Raw genomic sequence first — 22,127 nt, forward strand, 5'->3', positions numbered from 1 at the left:
GTTCCTGACGGGGAGCACCGGCACAATGAGAGCGTGAACGAGCACATCCCCGTCATCCGCGAGGTCGACCAGGGCACCGCGCGCCTCATGCCCGACGTCGACCGGGAGCAGGCGTGGCTCCTGACGGTCGACGGCGCACCCCAGTCGTACGTCGACCTGGACGATCCGGCGTATCTGGAGTTCGAGTACGCGCGCCGGCTGGCCCATGTCGTCGACGGCGCCGCGGACGAGGGCGAACCGCTGGACGTCCTCCATCTGGGCGGCGGGGCGCTCTCGCTTCCCCGGTACGTCACCGTCACCCGGCCCGGCTCGCGCCAGGACGTCGTGGAGGCGGACCGGGAGCTGCTCGCCCTCGTCGCCGAGCACCTGCCGCTGCCCGAGGGCTCGGGAGTCACCGTGCACGGCGCCGACGCGCGGCTGTGGCTGGAGGCGGCGCCGGACGCCTCGGCCGATCTGATCGTCGGCGACGTCTTCGGCGGCTCGCGGGTGCCCGCGCACCTCACCTCCGTCGAGTACGCCCGGGAGGTCCGGCGCGTCCTGCGGCCCGGCGGGCTCTACGCCGCCAACCTGGCCGACGGGGCGCCCTTCGCCTTCCTCCGCTCCCAGCTCGCGACCTTCGCCGCTGTCTTCCCCGAGCTGGCCCTGGTCGCCGAACCGGCCGTGCTGCGCGGTCGCCGCTTCGGGAACGCGGTCCTGGTCGCCTCCGGCCGGGAGATCGACATCGCCCACCTCGCCCGGCGGGCCGCCGCGGACGCCTTCCCCGCGCGCGTGGAACACGGGGCGACACTCGACCGGTTCACCGGGAACGCGGAACCGGTCCTGGACTCCGGTGCCGTACCGTCACCCGTTCCGCCGGAGGGCGCCTTCGGCATCGGCTGAGACGACAGCCGTCTCCGCCGACGTCGTGGTGTCCGGGCTCGCGCCCGCGATCTCCTTCCCGTGCGAACGGCGGGTCAGGTTCCGTACGTCCGGCACCAGCAGGACCAGTGCCGTGACGAGCACCATCAGCGCCGCCGCGCCCCACAGGGCCTCGCTCCGGCCGAACGCGCTCTCGGCCGGGCCCGCCAGCGCCGTGGAGAGCGGCAGGAGGGCGGTGGAGCCGAACCAGTCGTAGGCGGAGACCCGGGAGAGCTTCTCCTCCGGGATCTCCTGGTGCAGGGCCGTCATCCACGAGACGCCGAAGACCTCGATCGCCGCGCCGCTGATGAACATGGCGAGGGTGAGCCCCACCGCGTCCAGCGGTACGGCGAGCGCCGCGGAGGGCAGCGCGATCGGGAAGACGCAGAGCGTGCCGACGAACAGCAGCCGGCGCGGCTTCCACCGGGTCATCAGGACGGCGCCCGCGAGGGTCCCCACGCCGTACGCGGCGAGCGCGATGCCCCACGGACGGGCGCCGCCCAGCTCGTCCCGGGCGACGAGCGGTCCGAACACCGCCTCGACCGCGCCGATCAGGCCCACGACCACCGAGAACTGGGCGACGATCGACCACAGCCACGGCCGCCCGACGAACTCCTGCCAGCCCTCGCGCAGATCGGCGAAGAGCCCGCCGCTCGGCGCCCGTTCGGGGGTGCCGCTCACGTCGAGGAAGGCGCGCAGCCCGCCCGCGACGGCGAAGGCGAGCGCGTCGATGGCGAGGACCCAGCCGGGCCCGACGAAGGCGACGAGCGCGCCGCCCAGTGCGGCGCCGCCGATTCCGGCGCCGTGCATGGCCATCCGGTAGACGGCGAAAGCCTTGCCGGCCTGCTCCCCGGTGACGCTGGTCAGCAGCATGCCCTCGGCCGCCGGGTTGAAGAAGGCCTGCCCCGTGCCGCAGAGCGCGGTGAGCAGCATCATCTGCCAGATCTGCGCCCCGCCCGAGAGCACGAGGACGGCGAAGACGGCCTGCGAGACGCAGTTGAGGGCGTTGGCCGCGACCATCACGCGGTGGCGGGGTATCCGGTCGGCCACCGCGCCGCCGATGAGCAGGAAGAGGACCAGCGGCAGGAAACGGGCCATCGCGACGAGTCCCACGTCGCCCGCGCCGCCCCCGCTCTCGAAGACCGCCCACGTGGTGGCGATCAGCGCGCCGTGCGCGCCGAGGTTGGTCACGACCGTGGCGGCGGTGAGCAGGACGTAGTTGCGGCCCGCCCATTCGGGGCGGCGGGAGGCGAAGGGGGTACGGCCGGGGGAGGCGGCGGGATTCGTCACTCCGGGACTATCCCTGTCGCCTCCCCCTCCTGCCAAACCGATATCCGGACGGCGAAAGCCGTCGTCAGGACGGGGTGGTGAGCCTGACCGTGGAGAGGATCTTCTTGATGGTGGCGTCCGGCAGCTCGTCCTTGACGCCGTCGGCCCCGTAGAGCACCCAGGTCGAGAAGTCGCCCTTGGCGTTCTTGAAGGTGAAGGCGATCGACTTGCCGTCCGTCTCGCACTTGTTGCGCTTCTTGACGCCCGGTGCCGTGGCGGTCGCCATGCTGCCGGTGAGCCCGGACGCCGTGGTGTACGGCACGGCCTTGGTGATCTTGATCGTCTTCTTGTCCATGTGCTGCGCGTAGCCGCCCCACACCCACGTCCCGGCCTCGCCGCGCGCGGCGTCCGCCGTGTTCTTGGCGCCCTGGCCGCCCTTGGTGCCCGCCGTGCTCAGGCCCCAGGTCTCCTGAGTGCCGTTCTTGTCGGTGTCGTAGGCGCACCAGTTGCCCTTGAAGCGGGCGGGGCTGGACATCGTGACGAGCGGGGTGCCGTCGTTCTTCTTCTCGTCGTCGAAGTACGTGATCATCCCCGGCTTCAGCACCTCCCACTCGGGCGGTACGTCGAACAGGGTGCCGTACTTGGGGTTGTGGACGACCTTCCAGCCGGGGATCGTCGGCTGCTGGGCGGCGCCGTCACGCGGGTTGTCGAGCGGCGGCGAGGAGGGCTCGGCGGCCTCCGACGGCGTGCCGGACGGCGACGTCGGCGCCGCCACGGACGGCTTGTCGCCGCCGGCGGTCGGCTGCGTGTCGTCGTCCTTGCCGAGCACCAGGAATCCGGTGACGCCGGCCGCGACGACCACGGCGGTCGCGGCGACGATCGCGATGAGGGTCGTCTTCTTCTTGCCGCCGCCGGGGCCACCGGGCATCCCGGGCCGGCCCGGACCCTGCCCCGGTACCGCGTACTGCGGAACGGTCGGCTGCTGGTACGGGTTCGGCTGCCCGTATCCGGGCTGCTGGGGATAGCCCTGCTGCCCGTACCCCTGCTGCGGATGGCCCGGCTGCGCGGGCTGTTGCGGATAGCCGGGCTGCGTCGCCGGCTGCTGCGGATAACCGGGCTGGGCCGGCGGCTGCTGATACGGGTTCGGCTGCTGGTACCCCGACTGCTGGTAGGGGTTCTGACTCTGGTCCTGCGGGTTCTGCTCGCCCCCGGGCGGCTGCTGTCCTGGCCACATGGCCAGTAACGATAGAGGTGTGGCGGCGGCAGGACCACGAGAGGGATGGCCAAGGCTGCTACCGGTGGGTAACATCACGGCCATGAGCGCAGACCAGATGACCGTCGGCGAGATGCTCGCCGCCACGGTCCCCATGGCCGGAACCCTCAAGCTGGAGTTCCTGGAGACCACCGCCGAGCGCGCCGTCGTGCGCCTGCCGGACCAGCCCGCCTACCACAACCACGTCGGCGGCCCGCACGCCGGAGCGATGTTCACCCTGGCCGAGTCCGCCAGCGGCGCGATCGTGCTCGCCGCCTTCGGCGACCAGCTGAACCGCGCCGTCCCGCTCGCCGTCAGCGCCGAGATCGGCTACAAGAAGCTGGCCATGGGCGTCGTCACGGCCACCGCGACCCTGGGCCGCCCCGCGGCGGACGTCGTCGCCGAACTCGACGCCGGACAGCGGCCGGAGTTCCCGGTCCGGATCGACATCACCCGCGAGGACGGCGCCGTGACCGGCGAGATGACCGTCGTCTGGACCCTGCGCCCGAACGCCTGACCAGGGACGCCACGCACCGCCCCCGCACCCCCCATCGGGTGCGGGGGCGGCCGTGTTCCGGGCTGCCGCCTCGGAAACGGACATCTCGTCACGCATAGTGCGGTCAGGGCGCGGACGCATCCGGGCCGGGCCCGTACCCCGTGCCGAGGAGCCGCCGCGTGTCCGACGAACCGTCACCCGAACCCGCCGTAGCGGCGGGACCAGCGCCCGCCGTCCCCGCCGCGTCCCGGCGGCGCGGGCCGCGGTTGTCCCGGCGGGCGCTGCTGCTCGCGTTCACCGGCGGCGCCGCCCTCGCGGTCGCCTCCTCGCCCGTGGCGGCCGGTACGCGGACCCGGCGGACGACGCCCCTCGCCCCGCCCTCCGGCCGGGTCGACGACCTCCTCGCCCGGCTCACCCTCGACGAGAAGGTCTCCCTCCTCCACGGCGCCACCGACCCCGAGAGCCTCGGCCAGGCCGGCCATGTCCCCGGCGTCCCCCGGCTCGGCATCCCGCCGCTCCGGCTCGCCGACGGGCCCGCCGGGATCCGCGTCCGGCGCACCGCGACCGCGCTGCCCGCGCCCGTCCTGCTCGCCGCCGCCTTCGACCCCGGCCTCGCCCGCGCCTACGGCCGGGTCATCGGCCGCGAGGGCCGCGCCCTCGGCCAGGACGTGCTGCTCTCTCCCATGGCCAACCTGATCCGCACCCCGTACGCCGGACGGAACTTCGAGACCTTCTCCGAGGACCCGCTCCTCACCGCCGACCTCGTCGCCGAGGAGATCCGCGGGATCCAGGCCGAGGGCCTCGTCGCCACCGTCAAGCACTTCGCCCTCAACAACCAGGAACGCGACCGCACCAAGGTCGACGTCCGCGCCGGCGAACAGACGCAGCACGAGACCGAGCTGCGCGCCTTCGAGGCCGCCGTGGCCGCCGGGGCGGGTGCCGTGATGGCCGCGTACAACAAGGTCGACGGTGTCCACGCCGCCGAGAACGCGACCCTGCTCACCGCCATCCTGCGGGACCGCTGGGGCTTCGACGGCTGGGTCATGAGCGACTGGAACGCCGTCCACACGACCGGCCCCGCGCTCGCCGCCGGCCTCGACATGGAGATGCCCGCCGGCTCCCGCTTCGGCGCCGCGCTCCGCGACGCCGTCCGCGCCGGCCGGATCGAAGAGGCCGCGGTCGACCGCTCCGTACGCCGCATCCTCTCCGTACGCGAGCGCTTCGGGCTCCTCGACGACACACCGTCGCGCCCGGCCAGGGACGCCGCCTCCGGGGCCCGGCTCGCCTTGCGCGTCGCCACCGCGGGCGCGACCCTCCTGCGCAACGAGCGCGGCGCCCTGCCGCTCACCGCCCGGGCCGCCCGCTCCCTCGCCGTCATCGGCCCCACCGCCACCGTGCCCTTCGTCAGCGGCGGCGGCAGCGCCCACGTCGTGCCCGACGCGGCGGCGAAACCCCTGGACACGATCCGCGCCAGGGCAGGGGAGGAGAGTTCCGTCGCGTACGCCCTCGGCGAGGACCTCTTCGGACGGCCCCTGCCGCCGCTGTCACCCGCCGTCGACCTGGAAGGCGTCGACGTCGCCGCCGGCGCCACCTGGACCCGTACGGTCACGCTCACCGCCACCGACCCCGACGTGTGGACCTTCCTCGTCCACTACAGCGGCCCCCGGCCCACCGTCACCCTCGACGGCACCGAGCTCTTCCCCGTCAAGCAGGGCATCACCGAGTACTTCGTGGGCGGCCTCCTCGGCCGGGCGCCCGACGGGCTCCACGTCCGGCGCACCACCCTGAGCCTCGCCGCCGGGCCGCACGAACTGACCGTCACCGCCCAGGGCGGACCCGCCGGACAGCGCTTCCGGCTCCGCGCGGTGACCGGGGCGACCCGGGCCGCCGACCTGACCGAGGCCGTACGGGTCGCGCGCGCCGCGCACAGCGTCGTGCTCTTCGCCTACGAGGACGCCACCGAAGGCCGGGACCGCGTCAGCCTCGCCCTCCCCGGCCGGCAGGAGGCCCTCATCGAGGCGGTGACGGCGGCCAACGCCCGTACCACCGTCGTCCTCAACACCTCGTCGGCCGTCACCATGCCGTGGCTGGAGCGGACCGCCGCCGTCCTCCAGATGTACTACCCCGGGCAGGAGGGCGCGGCCGCCACCACGGCCGTCCTCTTCGGCGACGCCGACCCCGGCGGGCGCCTCACCCAGACCTTCCCGGCCGCCGAGGACCGTCACCCCACCGCCGGGAACCCGCGCCGCTACCCGGGCGTGGACGGGGTGGAGGAGTACAGCGAGGGCGTCCACATCGGCCACCGCTGGTACGAGGCGCAGGGCGTCACCCCGCTCTTCCCCTTCGGGCACGGGCTCTCGTACACGACCTTCCGCTACGAGGACCTGACCGTCGGCCCCGGGGCGGAGACCGGTGCCGGAGGGCTCGACGTCACCTTCACCGTCCGCAACACCGGCCGGCGGGACGGCGTCGAGGTCGCCCAGGTCTACGTCGGCCCCTCCCCGGACCTCACCGCCCTCGGCATCGACCAGCCGCGCTCCGCCCTCGCGGGCTACCGCCGCCTGGAGCTCGCGGCCGGCGAACGGCGCCGCGTGACCGTCCACGTCACGGCCCGCACCCTGTCCTCCTGGGACACCGGACGGCACGACTGGCTCCTCGGCACGGGCCGCCGGACCGTCCGCGTCGGTGCCTCCTCGGCCGACCCGGGCCTCACCGTCGGGGTCGAGGTCCGCCCCTCCTGACCGGGTAGGCTGCCCCGGCGTGCCCGACGCGTTGCACGCCGGGCGGCCGATACGGGAGGAACCGCGTTGCACGTGCAGGAATGGCTGGAGACGATCCCGGCGGTCGCGATCTACGCGCTGGTGGGCGTGGTGATCGGGCTTGAGAGCCTGGGCATCCCGCTGCCCGGCGAGATCGTGCTCGTGAGCTCGGCGCTGCTCGCCTCGCAGCACGGCGACATCAACCCGTGGGTGCTCGGTGCCTGCGCCACCGCCGGCGCGATCATCGGCGACTCGATCGGCTACGCCATCGGCCGCAGGGGCGGCAGGCCCCTGCTCGCCTGGCTGGGGAACAAGTTCCCGAAACACTTCGGCGAGGCCAACATCGCGCTCGCCGAGCGCTCCTTCCAGAAGTGGGGCATGTGGGCGGTCTTCTTCGGCCGCTTCATCGCCCTGCTCCGCATCTTCGCCGGCCCCCTCGCGGGCGTCCTGCACATGCCGTACTGGAAGTTCCTCATCGCCAACGTCTTCGGCGGCATCCTGTGGGCCGGCGGCACCACGGCCGTCATCTACTCGGTCGGCGTCGTCGCCGAGGCCTGGCTCAAGCGCTTCTCCTGGCTGGGCCTCGTCCTCGCCGTGCTGATCGGCGTCGGCTCGATGCTGATCATCAAGAACCGCGCCAAGAAGGCGGCGGCGGAGCGGCAGGACGCCGTGGAGCCGGAGCCGGTCGCCGTCGGGGACTGACGACAGACGCGCAGAAGGGCGGCACCCGCGAGGGGTGCCGCCCTTCTGCGTCATCGGGCTCAGTCCTCGAAGGCCTCCGCGTGGCCCTTGGCGAGCAGCAGGTACACCTCGGCGTTCAGCTTGATGCCCGCCTTCTCCTCCTCCGTGAGCGGTCGGCGGACCTTCGCCGGGACGCCCGCGACCAGCGAACCCGGCGGGACCTCCATGCCCTGCGGGACCAGCGCCTGCGCGGCGACCAGCGACCCCGCGCCGATCCGCGCCCCGTTGAGGACCGTCGCGCCCATGCCGACGAGCACGTCGTCCTCGACCACGCAGCCGTGCAGGACCGCGTTGTGGCCGACGGTCACCCGGGCACCGATCGAGACGGGGAAGCCGGGGTCGACGTGGACCGTGGTGTTGTCCTGGATGTTGGAGTCCTCGCCGACCGCGATGGGACCGCCGTCCGCCCGCAGCACGGTGTGGTACCAGATGCTGGCGCGGGCACCGAGGGTCACCTCGCCCAGCACCACGGACGTCGGGGCCGTGAACGCGGTCGGGTCGATCTGCGGCTCCTTACCGCCCACACCCCTGATCAACGCCTCTGCCATGGTTCGCTCCTGATCGTCTGCCGTCGTGTCACGCCCGGGGGTGACCCCCGGCCGCACCCTATGCCGTGCCCATGACGGACATCACAGCGCACCGCACTGATCAGGCATGACAGCGCCGACTACCGTGGCCGGGTGCCCAGGAACAGAAACACGTTCTCCTCCCTCGCCGCCTGGCGGCGCAGGGTCGTCGCCGGCGCCGTACAGAGCGGCTGGCGCTGGGCGCAGCAGGCCGGTTCCGTCACCGCCGAACACCCGGGAAAGCTGCGCTTCCGCCGCCTGGGCGCCGGGACCCGCCTCGCCTTCCCGCAGGGCACGGTCTTCGGCGAGCGGTGGATCGAGATCGGCGAGTGCTGCATCATCGCCGAACAGGTCACGCTGACGGCGGGGATGCTGCCGGGCCTCGACCTCGGCGCGGAGACGGTCCTGACCCTCGGGGACGGGGTGGTCCTCGGCCGCGGCAGCCACGTCATCGCCGACACGACGGTGACCATCGGCTCGGACACCTACTGCGGCCCGTACGTCTACATCACCTCGACCAACCACAGCTACGACGACCCGGACGAGCCCATCGGCCGCCAGTGGCCCCGCTCGGAGCCCGTCACCATCGGCCCCGGCTGCTGGCTCGGCACCGGAGCGGTGATCCTGCCCGGCGCGCGCATCGGCCGGAACGTGGTCGTCGCCGCCGGCGCGGTCGTACGCGGTGAGGTACCGGACCACTCGGTGGTGGCGGGCGCCCCGGCCAGGGTCGTCCGCAGGTGGGACGCGGAGCAGGGCTGGCAGCCCCCGTTGCGCACCCCGGCCCCCAAGCCGATCCCGGAGGACGTGACGCCGGAACAGCTCGCTGCGCTCGCGGCCTGGGAGGTCGAGCAGGCGGAGTCGGTCGATCAGGCGGAGGCGGCTGATCACGTGAAGGTCGATCAGGTGGAGGTCGGGCGGGCGGAGACCTCCTCCTAGGGCGCCCTTTCGGTCTGTCAGGCAGCGGCCAGGAGGACCGTGCCGCCCAGGGCGAGGGCCGCGCCGGCCGCCTGGACCGGGCGGAGGCGTTCCTTGAGGACCGCGAACGCCGCCAGGGCCGTGACGACCGGATAGAGGCTGGCGAGGACCGCGGCGACCACGACCGGCCCCTGCTGGGCGGCGATCGCGTACGTCCCGTTGGCCGCGACGTCCGCGAGGCCGACGAAGGCCAGGGCCGGGAGGGCCGCGCGGATGACGGAGGGACCGCCCTCGGGGAGGGCCCGGCCGCCGCGGCGCACGGAGACGTACAGGGCGCCGCCGCCCACCAGGACGTTGGTGACGCGCTGGACGAGGAGGGCGAGGAACAGGCCGGTGACGGTGGTGGAGGACTCCGCGATCAGGGCCATCACCGAGCCGAAGCCGAAGGCCGCGAACAGGGTGAGCAGAACCGCCTGGCGTCGTACGGGCGCGCCGCGCAGCTCCGGGCCGCCCGCGAGCATCACGCCGGCGATCGCCACGACGACGCCGGCGAGCTGGAGGAGTCCGGGGCGGTCGCCGAGGAACAGGCCGACCGAGACGGGGACGACGACGCCGAGCGAGCCGAGCGGCGAGACCACGCCCATGGGGCCGAGGGCCAGCGCCTTGTAGAAGGCGAGCATGGCCGCGGGGCCGACGACGCCCGCCCCGACCGCGTACCAGAGCTGGGGGCCCGCCTCGGTCCAGGCTCCGGTCGCGAGGACGAGGGTGCCGAGGACGACGACCGCGAGGGTCTGGGAGACCACGACGACCGTGAGGGCGGGTATCCGGCGGGTGAGCAGTCCACCGCCGAAGTCTGCGAGACCCCACAGCAGGGCGGTGGCCAGGGCGAACAGGGCGGTCATGGATCCTCGCAGTCGCGTGCGGCGGCACGCAGTACAGTGCAGTGAACAGTCGGGTACAGCTCACCGTAGTTCAATGCATTGAACTCTGTCATCCAAAATATTGGACGGAATGTGTCGGACCTCGATCAGCTCACGCAGTCGCTCGCCCGGAACCTGAAGCGCTGGCGCAAGGAGCGGGGGTTCACCCTGGACGCGCTCGCCGCCCGGGCCGGGGTCAGCCGGGGCATGATCATCCAGATCGAGCAGGCGAGGACGAACCCCAGCGTCGGCACCACCGTGAAGCTGGCGGACGCCCTCGGCGTCTCCATCACGACCCTCCTCGACTACGAGCAGGGCCCCCAGGTCCGGCTGGTCCCGCCCGGCCAGGCCGTCCGGATGTGGTCCACCGCCGCGGGCAGCCACAACACCCTCCTGGTGGGCACGGAGGCGCGCGGACCGCTGGAACTCTGGTCCTGGACCCTCATGCCGGGCGAGGAGAGCGCCTCCGACCCGCACCCGGACGGCACCACCGAGCTCCTGCACGTCACCGCCGGAGTCCTCACCCTCGTCGTCGACGACGGGGAGCACCCGCTGCCGGCCGGTACGTCCGCGGTCTTCGAGGCCAACGTGCCGCACACCTACCGCAACGACGGCGACGAGCCGGTCGAGATGACGATGGCCGTGTCCATCCCGCCCGTACGCTGAGACGGGCATCCACGATCCGGGCTCCGCTGGCTAGCGTGACACGCATGCGCGCACCCATCGGAGACTTCGACAACGCCCGTCCCGCCCCCGACTGCCTCGACGAGCTGACCGGGCCCGTCGCCGCCGCCCTCCGCGCCTGGCAGGGCCCCGTACCGGCCGACCGCGTCGTGTACGTGGACACCGATCCGGCCGTCGCCGACACCGCCGTCTTCCTGGAGCACTACGGGCCCGCGCTGCTCGACGAATCCGCCAACTGCGTGGTGGTCGCGGGCAAGCGGGGCGAGACGACGACCCTGGCCGCCTGCGTCGTGAAGTCGGCGACCCGGGTCGACGTCAACGGCGTCGTACGCAAGCACCTCGGCGCCCGCAAGGCCTCGTTCGCCCCGATGGACACCGCGACCGGCGAGACCGGCATGGAGTACGGCGGCATCACCCCGATCGGCCTCCCGGCCGACTGGGCCCTCCTCGTCGACGCCGCCGTCGTGGACACCGAGTGGGTCCTCGTCGGCAGCGGCAGCAGGCGCGGAAAGCTCATCGTGCCGGGGAAGGCCTTCGCCCAACTGCCCGGAGCCGTGGTCCTGGAGGGCCTCGGCGTCCCGGTCGTCGCCTGAGAGGTGTCCGCGCCGTCCCTGCGGTCCCCGAGCCCCGCCGTCCCCGTCAGCCGAGGCGGGGGATCTCGATGGCGGGGCAGCGGTCCATGATCATGTCCAGGCCCGCCTCACGGGTGCGGGCGAAGGCGGCCTCGTCGATCACGTCCAGCTGGAACCAGACCGCCTTGGCGCCGATCGCGACCGCCTCGTCGGCGACCGCGCCCGCCAGCTCGCTGTTCACGAACACGTCCACGACGTCGACGGGGAACGGGATGGCGTCGAGGGAGGCGTAGCCCTTCTCGCCGTGGACCGTCTCGGCCTTCGGGTGGACCGGGACGATCCGCTTGCCGAAGCGCTGGAGCACGCCCGCCACGCCGTACGCCGCCCGTGCCTGGTTGTTGGAGAGCCCCACCACCGCCCAGGTGTCGCCCGTGGCCGTCAGGATCCGCCGCACCGTCTCCGAAGCGGAGTACGCGGTCGGCTCCGCAGCCGGCACATCGGTCGGCTCTTCGGTCGGCTCGTCGGTCGGCTCGTCGGTCGTGGTGTCGACGCTCATCGCTGCTGCTGCCTCTCCTCGGTGCGGCCCGTCATCGAGGTGAACGAGCCACACCGTGCCCTGATTCCCGGCCGGTGCCTCAGAGCGCGTCCGGGGACCCCCAGGCGCGCCGTTCGGCCTCGCGCGGCGCCTCGACCAGGGACGGAAGGCCCGGCCCGAAGGTCATCACCGGACGCGCCGCGTCCCACGCGCGCCAGCCCGGCTCGCCCGTCGCGGCGAAGGCCACCCAGGCGGCGTGCATCGCCGTCGCCAGCTCCTGGGGAGCCTCAGGGCCGGTCAGCGCGCGGGTCTCGGGCAGGCCGAGCGTGTCGAAGACGAAGCCGAGTTCGAGCGCGTGACAGGCCCCGAGGTCCAGGACGGGGGAGCGCCAGCCGAACTCGTACAGATACGTTCCGGCGGGTGCTCCGGAGCGCAGCCGGGCGTCCGCGAGGCTGTTCAGCGGGATCCGCAGCAGCTTGTCCGTGGCGAGCGCGCCCAGGACCTCGCCCGGCTTCTCCGTCGGCCGCCCCGCGCGGTACACCTTCGCCGTACGGGCAGGCACCTTCGCCTTCCGGAGCAGGAGCCGCTGCACCCAGGGCCCCACCCGGTCGGTGACACCGCTCGGCACGAACCACAGCCGGTACTCCTCGGTGGTCGTGCCCATGAGCAGATCCACCTCCGCCGACGCGCCGTCCGCGAGCGCCTCCGCCGGATCGCGCGTCAGGACCTCGCCGTCCACGGCGATCTGGAAGGAGTGCCCGCCGGTGAGCGGCGAGCCCTTGCCCGTCACCCCGGTCTGCGCCGCGAGCAGCAGCTCCGGGTCCACGCGCGCGAACGCCTCCGCCGTCGCCGGCACCTTGAGCCGCGCGGCCACGGCCTCCGTGGTCCGGCGCGCGGTGGCGAGCGGCTGGGCGATCGGCGCGCCGCTCTGCACCACGGCCCGCCGGAACAGGCCCTTCGCGAGCGGCGAGGCCAGCAGGGCGGCGATCGAGATCGCGCCGGCCGACTCGCCGAAGACGGTGACCCGCTCCGGGTCCCCGCCGAAGGCCGCGATGTTCTCCCGTACCCAGGTCAGCGCCGCGATCTGGTCGCGCAGCCCGAGATTGGCGGGCGCGTCGGGGAAGACCCCGAACCCCTCGACACCGAGCCGGTAGTTGACCGACACGAGGACCACGCCGTCGCGGGCGAAGGCGGTGCCGTCGTAGACGGGGACCGCCGAGGAGCCGTGGATCAGCGACCCGCCGTGGATCCAGACCATGACCGGCCGCCCGGCCTGCGCCACCGCCGGTCCGGCCGGTCCCGAAGCACCCCACGGCGCCCACACGTTGAGGTTGAGGCAGTCGTCGCCCTCCACGTCGGGGTCGGGGAGCAGCGCGTCGAGCGGCGGGGCGTACGGGCGCTTCGGCGCCGTCGGCCCGAAGGCCGTGGCCTCCCTGACCCCCTCCCAGGGCGCGGCCGGTTCCGGCACGCGGAAGCGCAGCGCCCCGACGGGAGCCTGCGCGTAGGGGATGCCGAGGAAGGCGGCCACGCCGTCCTTCAGGGTGCCGCGCAGCGCCCCGCCCCGTGTACGGGCATCAGGACCGTCCTGAACCCGCTCCGAAACGTCCGAAGCGTTCTCCGCCATCGATTCAGCCCTTCCCTCGGGTCGACGGTGATCACACCGTCCGGATGATGGGTCGGCGTGCCGTCCGGATGCCCGGCGCCGACCGGGACGGGTACTCCGGCTCCTCAGGCTGCATCACCAGTGCGCGCTTGAGGACCTTCCCGGTCGGGCCGAGCGGCAGCGCCTCCACGAAGCGCACGATCCGGGGGTACTTGTGGCGGCCGAGGCGCTCCCGCGACCACTCCACGAGCTCCTCCTCGGAGAGCGGGGCGGCGCCGTCCCGGCGTACCACCACCGCGCACACCTCCTCGCCCTTCGCCTCGTCGGGGACGCCGATCACCGCGACCTCCGAGACCGACGGATGGCGCACGAGCACCTCCTCGACCTCGCGCGGGTAGATGTTGAAGCCGCCCCGGATGACCAGGTCCTTCTTCCGGTCCACGATCCGCAGGAAGCCGCCCTCGTCCAGGACGCCCAGGTCGCCCGTACGGAACCAGCCGTCAACGATCGCCGCCGCCGTCGCCTCGGCGTCGTCGAGGTAGCCCGCGAAGACGTTGTGCCCGCGCACCACGACCTCGCCGACCTCGCCGTCCGCGAGCAGCAGGATCTCCCGCTCCACGGCCGCGTCCGCGACCCCCACCTCCACGCCCCACACAGGGTGTCCGACCGTCCCCGGCCTGCGGCCGAGGTGCGGCTGGTTGAAGGTGGCGATCGGCGAGGTCTCCGTCAGGCCGTACCCCTCCAGGACCTGCGTGCGGAAGGTCTCCTCGAAGCGCTCCAGGACGGCGACCGGGAGGGCCGCGCCGCCCGAGACGGCGCAGCGCAGGGCCGTCGGACGCCGGTCGGAGACCGCCGCGGCCTCCACCAGCGCGTGGTACATCGTCGGCACCCCCATGAAGACCGTCACGCCCTCGGCGGCCAGCACCTCAAGGGCCGCCGGGCCGCTGAACCGGGGCATGAGCACGAGCGTCGCGCCCCCGCGCAGCGTCCCGTTCATCGCGCAGGTCTGGCCGTAGCTGTGGAAGAGCGGCAGACAGCCGAGGACGACATCGCCCTCGCCGAGGCCGAGGAGGTCCTGCGCGGCCACCGAGGCGTTCATGGCGATGTTGAGGTGGGTCAGCAGGGCTCCCTTGGGGCGGCCCGTCGTCCCGCTCGTGTAGAGGATCACGGCGACGTCCGACGGATCGGCCGGTTCCGCCGCCGGCAGGGCTTCCGCCGCCGACGGCGCCCCCTGGAACGCCCGCACCCCGGCCGCCCGCGCGGCCTCGTCGGCCACCGCCCACAGCGGCCCGCCGCTCACGATGCCGACCGCGCCGCTGTGCTCCAGGACGTACCGCACCTCGTCGGCGACGAGCAGCGCGTGCACCGGCACGACGGTCACGCCGGCCGCCAGCGCGCCGTAGTACACGCGCAGGAACTCGGTCGTGTTCGGCAGCAGCACAGCCAGCCGGTCGCCCGGCTTCAGGCCCGCCTCCCGCAGCCCGGCGGCGCAGCGCAGCGACTCCGTCCACAGCTCGCGGTAGGTGAGCCGGGCCGCGCCCTCGACGACCGCGATCCGGTCGGGGAAGTGGCGGGCGGACTCGCCCAGGACGCCGGCGACGCTCAGTGACATGAAAGGCTCCAGAGACGCCGGGTTAACAGCGCTGTTGACGATCGGCTGACACGGCACAGAATCCGCCGCCGCACCGCCCGGATGCCATGTGCAGGTGCCCACCATGTGCCGTACCGAGGTGGGCAGTGGCACCGCTGCCGTGCGCGACCCGTGGCATTCGCCAAATCCCGGGGCTACGGTGCGAGCCATGACGCACAGCCCGGCCGCCCCCCGCCCCGGCGGCGAACCCCGCGCGACGGCCACGCGCCCGGACGCGCGCCCGGACGCGCGCGTGGACCCGCCCGTGGACGCCATCCGTCCGGACCCGCGCTCGGACTCGCGCGTGGACGCCCTTCGCCCGGACCGTCACGACCGTGCCGACGCCCCGCGCGCCGGCGAGCCCCGCCCCGCCGGCGCCCGCCCCGCCGGCGCCCGGCCCGGCGTCTCGCGCGCCGGTTCCGCGCGCTCCGGCGGAGCCCATACGCCCCTGGGGTCCGCCGCCGGGTCCGGCGCGCTCCGGCGCGCCCTCTCCACGACGATGCTCGCCGACGTGGACCGGCTCACCGACCGGGCCGTCGACGACATCCGTGCCCACTCCGGTACGTACGCCTCCGACGCCCCCGTCACCCGTGACGACCTCTGGGAGATCTGCCGCGACAACCTCCTGCGCGCCCTGGAGGACTTCGGCGGCCTCGCCCCGACCGGCGGCGACTTCGAGCGGGCGGCCCGCCAGACCGGCCGCCGCCGCGCCGAGCAGGGCGTCCCCCTCGACACCGTCCTCCAGGCCTACCGGCGCGGCGGCCGGGTCCTCTGGCAGGTCATGGCGGAGCACCTCAGGACCCGGGCCGGCCGGGAGGCCGACAGCCGGGACGTCGAGCTCGACATGGCGGGCGGCGTCTGGGAGACGATCGACCGCTACTCCGTCGCGATGGCCGACGAGTACCGGCTCGCCCAGCTGGAGCTCCAGAGCCGCCAGGACACCCGGCGCGTCGCCCTCTTCGAGGCGCTCCTCGACGGCCGCGCCGACGACCCCGCCGTCGCCTCGGCCGCGGCCGCCGCGCTCGGCATCCCCGCGTGCGACCGGTACGTCGTCGTGGTCGCCGCCCAGGACCCGGCCGCCCCGCCGCACCTCGCGCCCGTCCTGGAGGCCCAGGGGATGTGGTCGTTCTGGCGGCCCCGCTCCGGCCGGTACGCCGGGATCGTCCGGCTGCCGCGCCGCGACACGCCCCCCGGCAGGCCGGGCGCCGGCCCCCGGGGCTCCGCCGACCCGGCCGCGCGCGCCCTCCTCGACGTCCTGCGGGAGCTGACCGGCGCCACCGCCGGGATCTCCCCGGAGTTCGAGCGGCTCTCCCACGCCGGCCGCGCCCTCCGGCTCGCCGAGCAGACCCTCCGTACCCTCCCGGCCGGCAGCGGGGAGGTCGCCGCCTTCGACGACCGGCTCGCGCAGGTGCTCCTCAGCGGGCGCGCCGACATCGCCGAGCGGATCGTCACCGTCCACCTGGGCCCCGTCCTCGCCACCGGCGGCGAGCGCGCCGCGCTCCTGACCACCCTCCGGGTCTGGCTGGACCACGGTTGTTCGGCCGCCCGGGCCGCCGAGCTGCTCTACTGCCACCGCAACACCGTCCTCAACCGCATCGGCCGCATCGCCGAGCTCACCGGCCGCTCCAGCGAGTCCGGCGAGGCCCGCCTCGGCTGGGCCCTCGCGCTCCGCGCGCTGCCGTACGCGGGCCTGGCGGACGCCCCCGAACCGGCCGCCGGGGAGTACGAGCCGGACGGAACGTAGGCTGGCGGGATGCAGGAGCAGTACCGCACGTTGGCCCGCGAGGGTGTGCACGAGACCGAGATCAACCGCTCGCGCTTCCTCTGCGCGCTCGCCCCCGTCGCCGACGAGCGGGAGGCGCAGGACTTCGTCGCGCGGATCCGCAAGGAGCACCCCACCGCCTCGCACAACTGCTTCGCGTACGTCCTGGGCGCCGACGCCTCCGTGCAGAAGGCGAGCGACGACGGCGAGCCCGGCGGCACGGCGGGCGTCCCGATGCTCCAGATGCTCCTGCGCCGTGAGATGCGTTACGTCGCCGCCGTCGTCACCCGCTACTACGGGGGCGTGAAACTCGGCGCGGGCGGTCTCATCCGCGCGTACGGCGGGGTGGTCGGGGAGGCCCTCGACGAGCTCGGCACGGTGACCCGGCAGCGCTTCCGGCTCGCCACCGTCACCGTCGACCACCAGCGGGCCGGGAAACTGGAGAACGACCTGCGGGCCACCGGCCGCGCCGTCCGGGACGTGCGGTACGCGGAGGCCGTCACGATCGAGATCGGCCTCCCGGACGGCGACGTCCCCGCCTTCCGTGCGTGGCTCGCCGACAGCACGGCGGGCACGGCCGTCCTCGAACTCGGCGGCGAGGCGTACGGCGACGCCTGAGCTCCGCCCGCCCCCGGCTCGCCCCCGTTCCCCGTCGCCGCCCCCCGGCCGGAATCCCGTACGGCCCCACCCACACCCCCGGCCGGGATAGCGTGGTGGGCGCACACGAACGGGAACCGGCGGCGAGGAGCGGCACACATGCGGGGTGGGACGGCATCGTGAGGCTCCTGCACACCTCGGACTGGCACCTCGGCCGCTCCTTCCACCGCGTCGGGCTCCTCGAAGCCCAGGCCGCGTTCCTCGACCACCTCGTGGCGACCGTCCACGCGCACGGGGTGGACGCCGTCCTCGTCTCCGGGGACGTCTACGACCGGGCCGTGCCGCCGCTGCCCGCCGTCGAGCTCTTCGACACGGCCCTCCACCGCCTCGCCGAGGCCGGCGTGCCGACCGTCATGATCTCCGGCAACCACGACTCGGCCCGCCGCCTCGGCGTGGGCGCGGGGCTGATCGAGCGGGCGGGCATCCACCTCCGCACCGACCCGGCCGGCATCGGAACCCCCGTCGTCCTCACCGACGCCCACGGCGACGTCGCCCTCTACGGACTGCCGTACCTCGAACCGGCCCTCGTGCGCGAACAGCTCGGCGCCCCGAAGGGCGGACACGAGGCCGTCCTCGCCGCCGCCATGGACCGGGTCCGCGCCGACCTCGCGGCCCGCCCCGCCGGCACCCGCTCCGTCGTCCTCGCCCACGCCTTCGTGGCGGGCGGCGCCGCCAGCGACAGCGAGCGGGACATCACCGTCGGCGGCGTCGCCGCCGTACCCGCCGGCGTCTTCGACGGCGTCGACTACGTCGCCCTCGGCCACCTCCACGGCAGCCAGACCCTCACCCCGCGGGTGCGCTACTCCGGCTCCCCGCTCGCGTACTCCTTCTCCGAGGCCGACCACCGCAAGACGATGTGGCTCGTCGACCTGGGCGCGGACGGCGCCGTCCGCACCGCCGAGCGCGTCGACTGCCCCGTTCCCCGCCCCCTCGCCCGGATCCGGGGACGGCTCGACGACCTCCTCGACGACCCCGCGCTCGTGCCCCACGAGCAGTCCTGGGTCGAGGCCACCCTCACCGACCCCGTACGCCCCGCCGATCCCATGGCGCGGCTCGTCGAGCGCTTCCCGCACACCCTGAACCTCGTCTTCGACCCGGAGCGCACCGAGGGCGGCCCCGACGCCTCCTACGCCCAGCGGCTCCGGGACCGCAGCGACCAGCAGATCGCGGAGGACTTCGTGGCCCACGTACGCGGCGGCGCGGGGCTCGACGGCCCGGAGCGGACGGTGCTGTACGGCGCGTTCGACGACGTACGGGTCGACTCGGCCGAGCGCGAGGTGGGCCGGTGAGGCTGCACCGCCTGGAGATCACCGCGTTCGGGCCCTTCGGCACCACGCAGACGGTCGACTTCGACACCCTCTCCTCCGCCGGTCTCTTCCTCCTCCACGGCCCGACCGGCGCCGGGAAGACCTCCGTCCTCGACGCCGTCTGCTTCGCCCTGTACGGCAGCGTGCCCGGCGTCCGCCAGAGCCCCGGCGCCTCCCTGCGCAGCGACCACGCGCCCGTCGGCACGTACACCGAGGTCCTCCTCGAACTGACCGTGGGGGAGCGGCGCCTGGAGATCACCCGCCGCCCCGCCCAGCAGCGGCCCAAGAAGCGCGGCGGCGGCTTCACCACCGAGAAGGCCCAGACCTGGCTCCGCCAGTACGACCCGGCCACCGGCGAGTGGGCCGGGCTCAGCCGCTCCCACCAGGAGATCGGCGAGGAGATCACCCAGCTCGTCGGCATGAGCCGCGAGCAGTTCTGCCAGGTCGTCCTCCTCCCGCAGGGCGACTTCGCGAAGTTCCTGCGCGCCGACGCCGAGGCCCGCGGCAAGCTCCTCGGCCGTCTCTTCGACACCCGCCGCTTCGCCGCCGTCGAGGAGCGCCTCGCCGACCTCCGGCGCGCCGCCGAGCAGCAGGTACGGGACGGGGACGAGCGGCTCCTCACCCTCGCCCACCGCATGACGCAGGCCGCCGGGGGCCTCGACGCCGCCCGCACCCCCGTCGAGGGGCGCCCCGGCGATCCGGGCCTCGCCGACGCCGTCCTGACCTGGGCCGCCGTCGCCCGCACCGAGGCCCGGGAGGCCCTGGACATCGCCGGCGTGCGGTTCGCCGCCGCCGAGCACGGACAGGCCGCCGCCCGCGAGGTCCTCGACGCCGAGAAGGAGCTCGCCGACCGGCAGGCCCGGCACGCCGACGCGCTGCGGCGCCGCGAGCAGCTCACCGCCCGCGCCCCCGAGCGCGACCGCCACCAGGCCGCCCTCGACCGGTCCCTGAAGGCCGAGCGCGTCGCTCCCGCGCTGGGACTGCGCACGGACGCCGAGCGCGAGCACGCCACTGCGCACGCGGCCCGCGCACGCTCCCGCGCCCTCCTGCCGCCCGCCCTCGCCGACGAGGGGGCCGAGCACCTCTCCGCCCTCGAACACCGGCTGCGCGGGGAGCTCGGCGGACTCGACGCGGCCCGCCGCGCCGAGCGCCGCGCCGCCGCGCTCGCCGAGGAGCGCGCCGCACTGGCGCGCGAGGCCCGCGCCGACGAGGACGCCCTCCAGGACGCGGCCGACTGGCTCGCCGACTGGGAACCCCGCAGGACCGCCCTCGCCGAGCGCGTCGAGGCCGCCACGGACGCCGCCGCCCGCGCCGAGCACCTCGCCGGGCGCCTGGAGCCCGCCCGCCGCCGCCTCGCCGCGGCCCGCCGCCGCGACGCCCTGGAGCGGGACACGGCGGCCGCCGAGGCGCGGCTCACGGACGCCCGTGAGCACCGGAACACCGCCCACGAGACCTGGCTCGACGTCAAGTCCCGTCGGCTGCGGGGCATCGCCGCCGAGCTCGCAGCCACCCTCACCGAGGGCGACGCCTGCCAGGTCTGCGGCTCCACGGCCCACCCGGCCCCGGCCCGCACCACCGCCGACCACGTCGACCGCGCCACGGAGGACGCCGCCTACGCGGCCTACACCCGCGCCGACGAGGCCCGTACCGCCGTCGAACGTGAGCTGGCCGTCACCCGGGAGGCCTGGTCCGCGGCCCGCGCGGAGGTCCTGCCGGCGGCGGACGACGCCGGCCCCACGACCGGTGTGACCGCAGCGGATCCCACGGTCGGCGAACTCGCCCGAGAAGTCGAGGAGTTGACCCGCCTGCACGGTGCGGCGCACGCGCTCGCCGGGCAGACGCACGGCGCCCGGGAGGCGCTCGCGCGGGCCGAGCGGGAGTACGAGGAGCGGGTCTCCGCGCAGCGGGAGGCCGAGCGGCGGGTCGCCGCGCGCACCTCGCGCCGCGAGGCCCTGGAAGGGGAGCAGGCCACACTCGACGAGGAACTCGTGCGCGGACGCGGTGCGTTCGGCAGCGTCGCCGAGCACGCCACCCGCCTGGAGCGGCAGATCGCCGTCCTGGTCGAGGCCGCCGCGACCGTACGCACCGCCGAACTCGCCGCGCAGCGCCTCAAGGAGGCCGACGACCGGCTCGCCGACGCCGCCTACCGCGCGGGCTTCGCCACCCCGGCCGAGGCCCGCGACGCCCTCGTCGGCGAGGCCGAACGCCGCGGCCTCCAGCAGCGCGTGGACGCCTGGCAGGCCGAGGCGGCCGCCGTCGCGGACCGGCTCGCCGAACCCGGCACCGCCGCGGCGGCCGCACTCCCGCCCGCCGACCCGGCGGCCGCCGCTGCCGCCCACACGGCGGCCGAACGCGCGCTCCGGCAGTCCGCGTCCGACCTGGCGGCGGCCCGCGAGCGGGCGACCGGCCTGACCGGCCTCTCCCGGCAGGCCGGCACCGAGGTCCGCCGGCTCGGGCCGCTCCGCGAGGAGTACGACCGGGTGGCCCGGCTCGCCGCCCTCACCGCCGGCACGTCCGCGGAGAACGAGCGCCGCATGCGCCTGGAGTCGTACGTCCTGGCCGCCCGCCTCGAACAGGTCGCCGCCGCCGCGACCGCCCGCCTCCAGCGCATGTCCTCCGGCCGCTACACCCTCGTCCACTCCGACGCCCGCTCCGGCGGCAAGCGGGCCGGCCTCGGGCTGCACGTCGTCGACGCGTGGACGGGCAACGAGCGCGACACCGCCACGCTCTCCGGCGGCGAGACCTTCTTCGCCTCTCTGGCCCTCGCCCTCGGCCTCGCCGACGTCGTCACGGACGAGGCGGGCGGCGTCCGGCTCGACACCCTCTTCATCGACGAGGGGTTCGGCAGCCTCGACGAGCAGACGCTCGACGAGGTCCTCGACGTCCTCGACTCGCTGCGCGAGCGCGACCGCAGCGTCGGCATCGTCAGCCATGTCGGCGACCTGCGCCGCCGCATCCCGGCCCAACTGGAGGTCGTCAAGGCCCGGCACGGCTCGGCGGTGCGGCTGCGCACCGGCGGGGACGCGCTCAGCGGCTGATGGAGCGCCGGGGCAGCGGCGAGGAGTAGACGACGCTCGTCGTCACCGAGCCGAGCGAGGCGATCTTCCCGGAGATCTCCTCCAGGTGCTTCATGGAACGGGCGGCGACCTTGAGGACGAAGCAGTCGTCGCCCGTCACGTGGTGGGCCTCCAGGACCTCCGGCGTGACGGCCAGGAGGTCGTGGAACGGCTTGTAGTTGCCGTGCGGGTAGCGCAGCCGTACGAAGGCGAGGATGGGCAGACCGAGCCGGTCCTGGTCGACGATCGCCGTGTACCCGGCGATCACCCCGGCGTCCTCCAGTCGCCGCACCCGCTCCGTCACCGCGGACGGCGACATCGACACGGCGCGGGCCAGTTCGGCGAAGCTGGCCCGGCCCTCGGACTGGAGGGCTTCGAGAATGCGCCAGTCGGTGGCGTCAGGGGTGTACTCGGTGGTCATACGGCAGGAATAGCAGGGGAATCCCCGGCCGATCAACCGAGCGGCCGGGGATTCTCACGCGGTGGTACGGGCCTGGTGTCGACGC

General features: G+C 74.5%; 19 protein-coding genes. 11 read left to right on the forward strand and 8 right to left on the reverse strand.

What is annotated here, in order from left to right:
- Positions 1-33 precede the first annotated feature (33 nt).
- Positions 34-879: a fused MFS/spermidine synthase gene (locus ACIBG6_RS00335; protein WP_329624654.1), complete on the forward strand. Its 846-nt coding sequence runs from the start codon at positions 34-36 to the stop codon at positions 877-879.
- Here ACIBG6_RS00335 and ACIBG6_RS00340 read toward each other — a convergent pair.
- Positions 841-2,187, reverse strand: a complete 1,347-nt coding sequence (locus ACIBG6_RS00340) for an MFS transporter (protein WP_399220208.1) — start codon at positions 2,185-2,187, stop codon at positions 841-843. The genes ACIBG6_RS00335 and ACIBG6_RS00340 overlap by 39 nt on opposite strands.
- Positions 2,188-2,251: 64 nt before the next feature.
- Positions 2,252-3,400 (reverse strand): hypothetical protein, encoded by a 1,149-nt coding sequence (locus tag ACIBG6_RS00345; RefSeq protein WP_399220209.1) that lies wholly within the window; start codon positions 3,398-3,400, stop codon positions 2,252-2,254.
- Between the two features lie 82 nt (positions 3,401-3,482).
- On the opposite strand from ACIBG6_RS00345, the gene ACIBG6_RS00350 reads away from it, so the two are divergent.
- From ACIBG6_RS00350 to ACIBG6_RS00360, 3 genes are all read left to right on the forward strand, one after another.
- On the forward strand, positions 3,483-3,935 hold the full coding sequence (locus ACIBG6_RS00350; RefSeq protein ID WP_399220210.1) for a DUF4442 domain-containing protein: 453 nt from the start codon (positions 3,483-3,485) through the stop codon (positions 3,933-3,935).
- 158 nt (positions 3,936-4,093) lie between these two features.
- A complete protein-coding gene (locus ACIBG6_RS00355; RefSeq protein WP_399220211.1) occupies positions 4,094-6,655 on the forward strand; it encodes a beta-glucosidase in 2,562 nt (853 codons plus the stop codon).
- A gap of 66 nt (positions 6,656-6,721) precedes the next feature.
- A complete protein-coding gene (locus ACIBG6_RS00360) occupies positions 6,722-7,375 on the forward strand; it encodes a DedA family protein (RefSeq protein ID WP_399220213.1) in 654 nt (217 codons plus the stop codon).
- A gap of 59 nt (positions 7,376-7,434) precedes the next feature.
- On the opposite strand, the gene ACIBG6_RS00365 is transcribed toward ACIBG6_RS00360, so the two are convergent.
- A complete protein-coding gene (locus ACIBG6_RS00365; RefSeq protein WP_399220214.1) occupies positions 7,435-7,962 on the reverse strand; it encodes a gamma carbonic anhydrase family protein in 528 nt (175 codons plus the stop codon).
- A gap of 132 nt (positions 7,963-8,094) precedes the next feature.
- Between ACIBG6_RS00365 and ACIBG6_RS00370 the strand changes: the two genes are divergently transcribed.
- A complete protein-coding gene (locus ACIBG6_RS00370) occupies positions 8,095-8,916 on the forward strand; it encodes an acyltransferase (protein ID WP_399220215.1) in 822 nt (273 codons plus the stop codon).
- Between the two features lie 17 nt (positions 8,917-8,933).
- On the opposite strand, the gene ACIBG6_RS00375 is transcribed toward ACIBG6_RS00370, so the two are convergent.
- On the reverse strand, positions 8,934-9,797 hold the full coding sequence (locus ACIBG6_RS00375) for an EamA family transporter (RefSeq protein WP_399220216.1): 864 nt from the start codon (positions 9,795-9,797) through the stop codon (positions 8,934-8,936).
- A 111-nt stretch (positions 9,798-9,908) separates the two neighbouring features.
- Here ACIBG6_RS00375 and ACIBG6_RS00380 point away from each other — a divergent pair, with 111 nt between their 5' ends.
- Positions 9,909-10,481, forward strand: coding sequence for a helix-turn-helix domain-containing protein (locus ACIBG6_RS00380; protein ID WP_399220218.1), 573 nt, complete (start codon positions 9,909-9,911; stop codon positions 10,479-10,481).
- 44 nt (positions 10,482-10,525) lie between these two features.
- A complete protein-coding gene (locus ACIBG6_RS00385; RefSeq protein WP_399220219.1) occupies positions 10,526-11,092 on the forward strand; it encodes a YbaK/EbsC family protein in 567 nt (188 codons plus the stop codon).
- 46 nt (positions 11,093-11,138) lie between these two features.
- On the opposite strand, the gene ACIBG6_RS00390 is transcribed toward ACIBG6_RS00385, so the two are convergent.
- The 3 genes from ACIBG6_RS00390 to ACIBG6_RS00400 all read right to left on the reverse strand — a co-directional run bounded on the left by ACIBG6_RS00390 (position 11,139) and on the right by ACIBG6_RS00400 (position 14,821).
- Entirely contained in the window at positions 11,139-11,627 is a 489-nt protein-coding gene (locus ACIBG6_RS00390; RefSeq protein WP_399220220.1) for a CoA-binding protein, read from the reverse strand.
- Between the two features lie 79 nt (positions 11,628-11,706).
- Positions 11,707-13,230: a carboxylesterase/lipase family protein gene (locus tag ACIBG6_RS00395; RefSeq protein WP_399220221.1), complete on the reverse strand. Its 1,524-nt coding sequence runs from the start codon at positions 13,228-13,230 to the stop codon at positions 11,707-11,709.
- Between the two features lie 31 nt (positions 13,231-13,261).
- Positions 13,262-14,821 (reverse strand): long-chain fatty acid--CoA ligase, encoded by a 1,560-nt coding sequence (locus ACIBG6_RS00400; RefSeq protein ID WP_399220223.1) that lies wholly within the window; start codon positions 14,819-14,821, stop codon positions 13,262-13,264.
- Between the two features lie 187 nt (positions 14,822-15,008).
- Between ACIBG6_RS00400 and ACIBG6_RS00405 the strand changes: the two genes are divergently transcribed.
- The 4 genes from ACIBG6_RS00405 (at position 15,009) to ACIBG6_RS00420 (ending at position 21,603) form a co-directional block, all read left to right on the forward strand.
- Positions 15,009-16,583, forward strand: coding sequence for a PucR family transcriptional regulator (locus ACIBG6_RS00405; RefSeq protein WP_399220224.1), 1,575 nt, complete (start codon positions 15,009-15,011; stop codon positions 16,581-16,583).
- Positions 16,584-16,592: 9 nt separating this feature from the next.
- Positions 16,593-17,219, forward strand: coding sequence for a YigZ family protein (locus tag ACIBG6_RS00410; RefSeq protein WP_399220225.1), 627 nt, complete (start codon positions 16,593-16,595; stop codon positions 17,217-17,219).
- Positions 17,220-17,377: 158 nt separating this feature from the next.
- On the forward strand, positions 17,378-18,547 hold the full coding sequence (locus ACIBG6_RS00415; protein WP_399220226.1) for an exonuclease SbcCD subunit D: 1,170 nt from the start codon (positions 17,378-17,380) through the stop codon (positions 18,545-18,547).
- Entirely contained in the window at positions 18,544-21,603 is a 3,060-nt protein-coding gene (locus tag ACIBG6_RS00420) for an AAA family ATPase (RefSeq protein WP_399220227.1), read from the forward strand. The genes ACIBG6_RS00415 and ACIBG6_RS00420 overlap by 4 nt, the downstream gene beginning before the upstream one ends.
- Here ACIBG6_RS00420 and ACIBG6_RS00425 read toward each other — a convergent pair.
- Positions 21,593-22,042, reverse strand: a complete 450-nt coding sequence (locus ACIBG6_RS00425) for an Lrp/AsnC family transcriptional regulator (RefSeq protein ID WP_399220228.1) — start codon at positions 22,040-22,042, stop codon at positions 21,593-21,595. The two genes, ACIBG6_RS00420 and ACIBG6_RS00425, sit on opposite strands and share 11 nt — an antisense overlap.
- Positions 22,043-22,127: the final 85 nt, after the last annotated feature.

The organism is Streptomyces sp. NPDC050842, assembly GCF_044456565.1.
Lineage (GTDB): Bacteria > Actinomycetota > Actinomycetes > Streptomycetales > Streptomycetaceae > Streptomyces.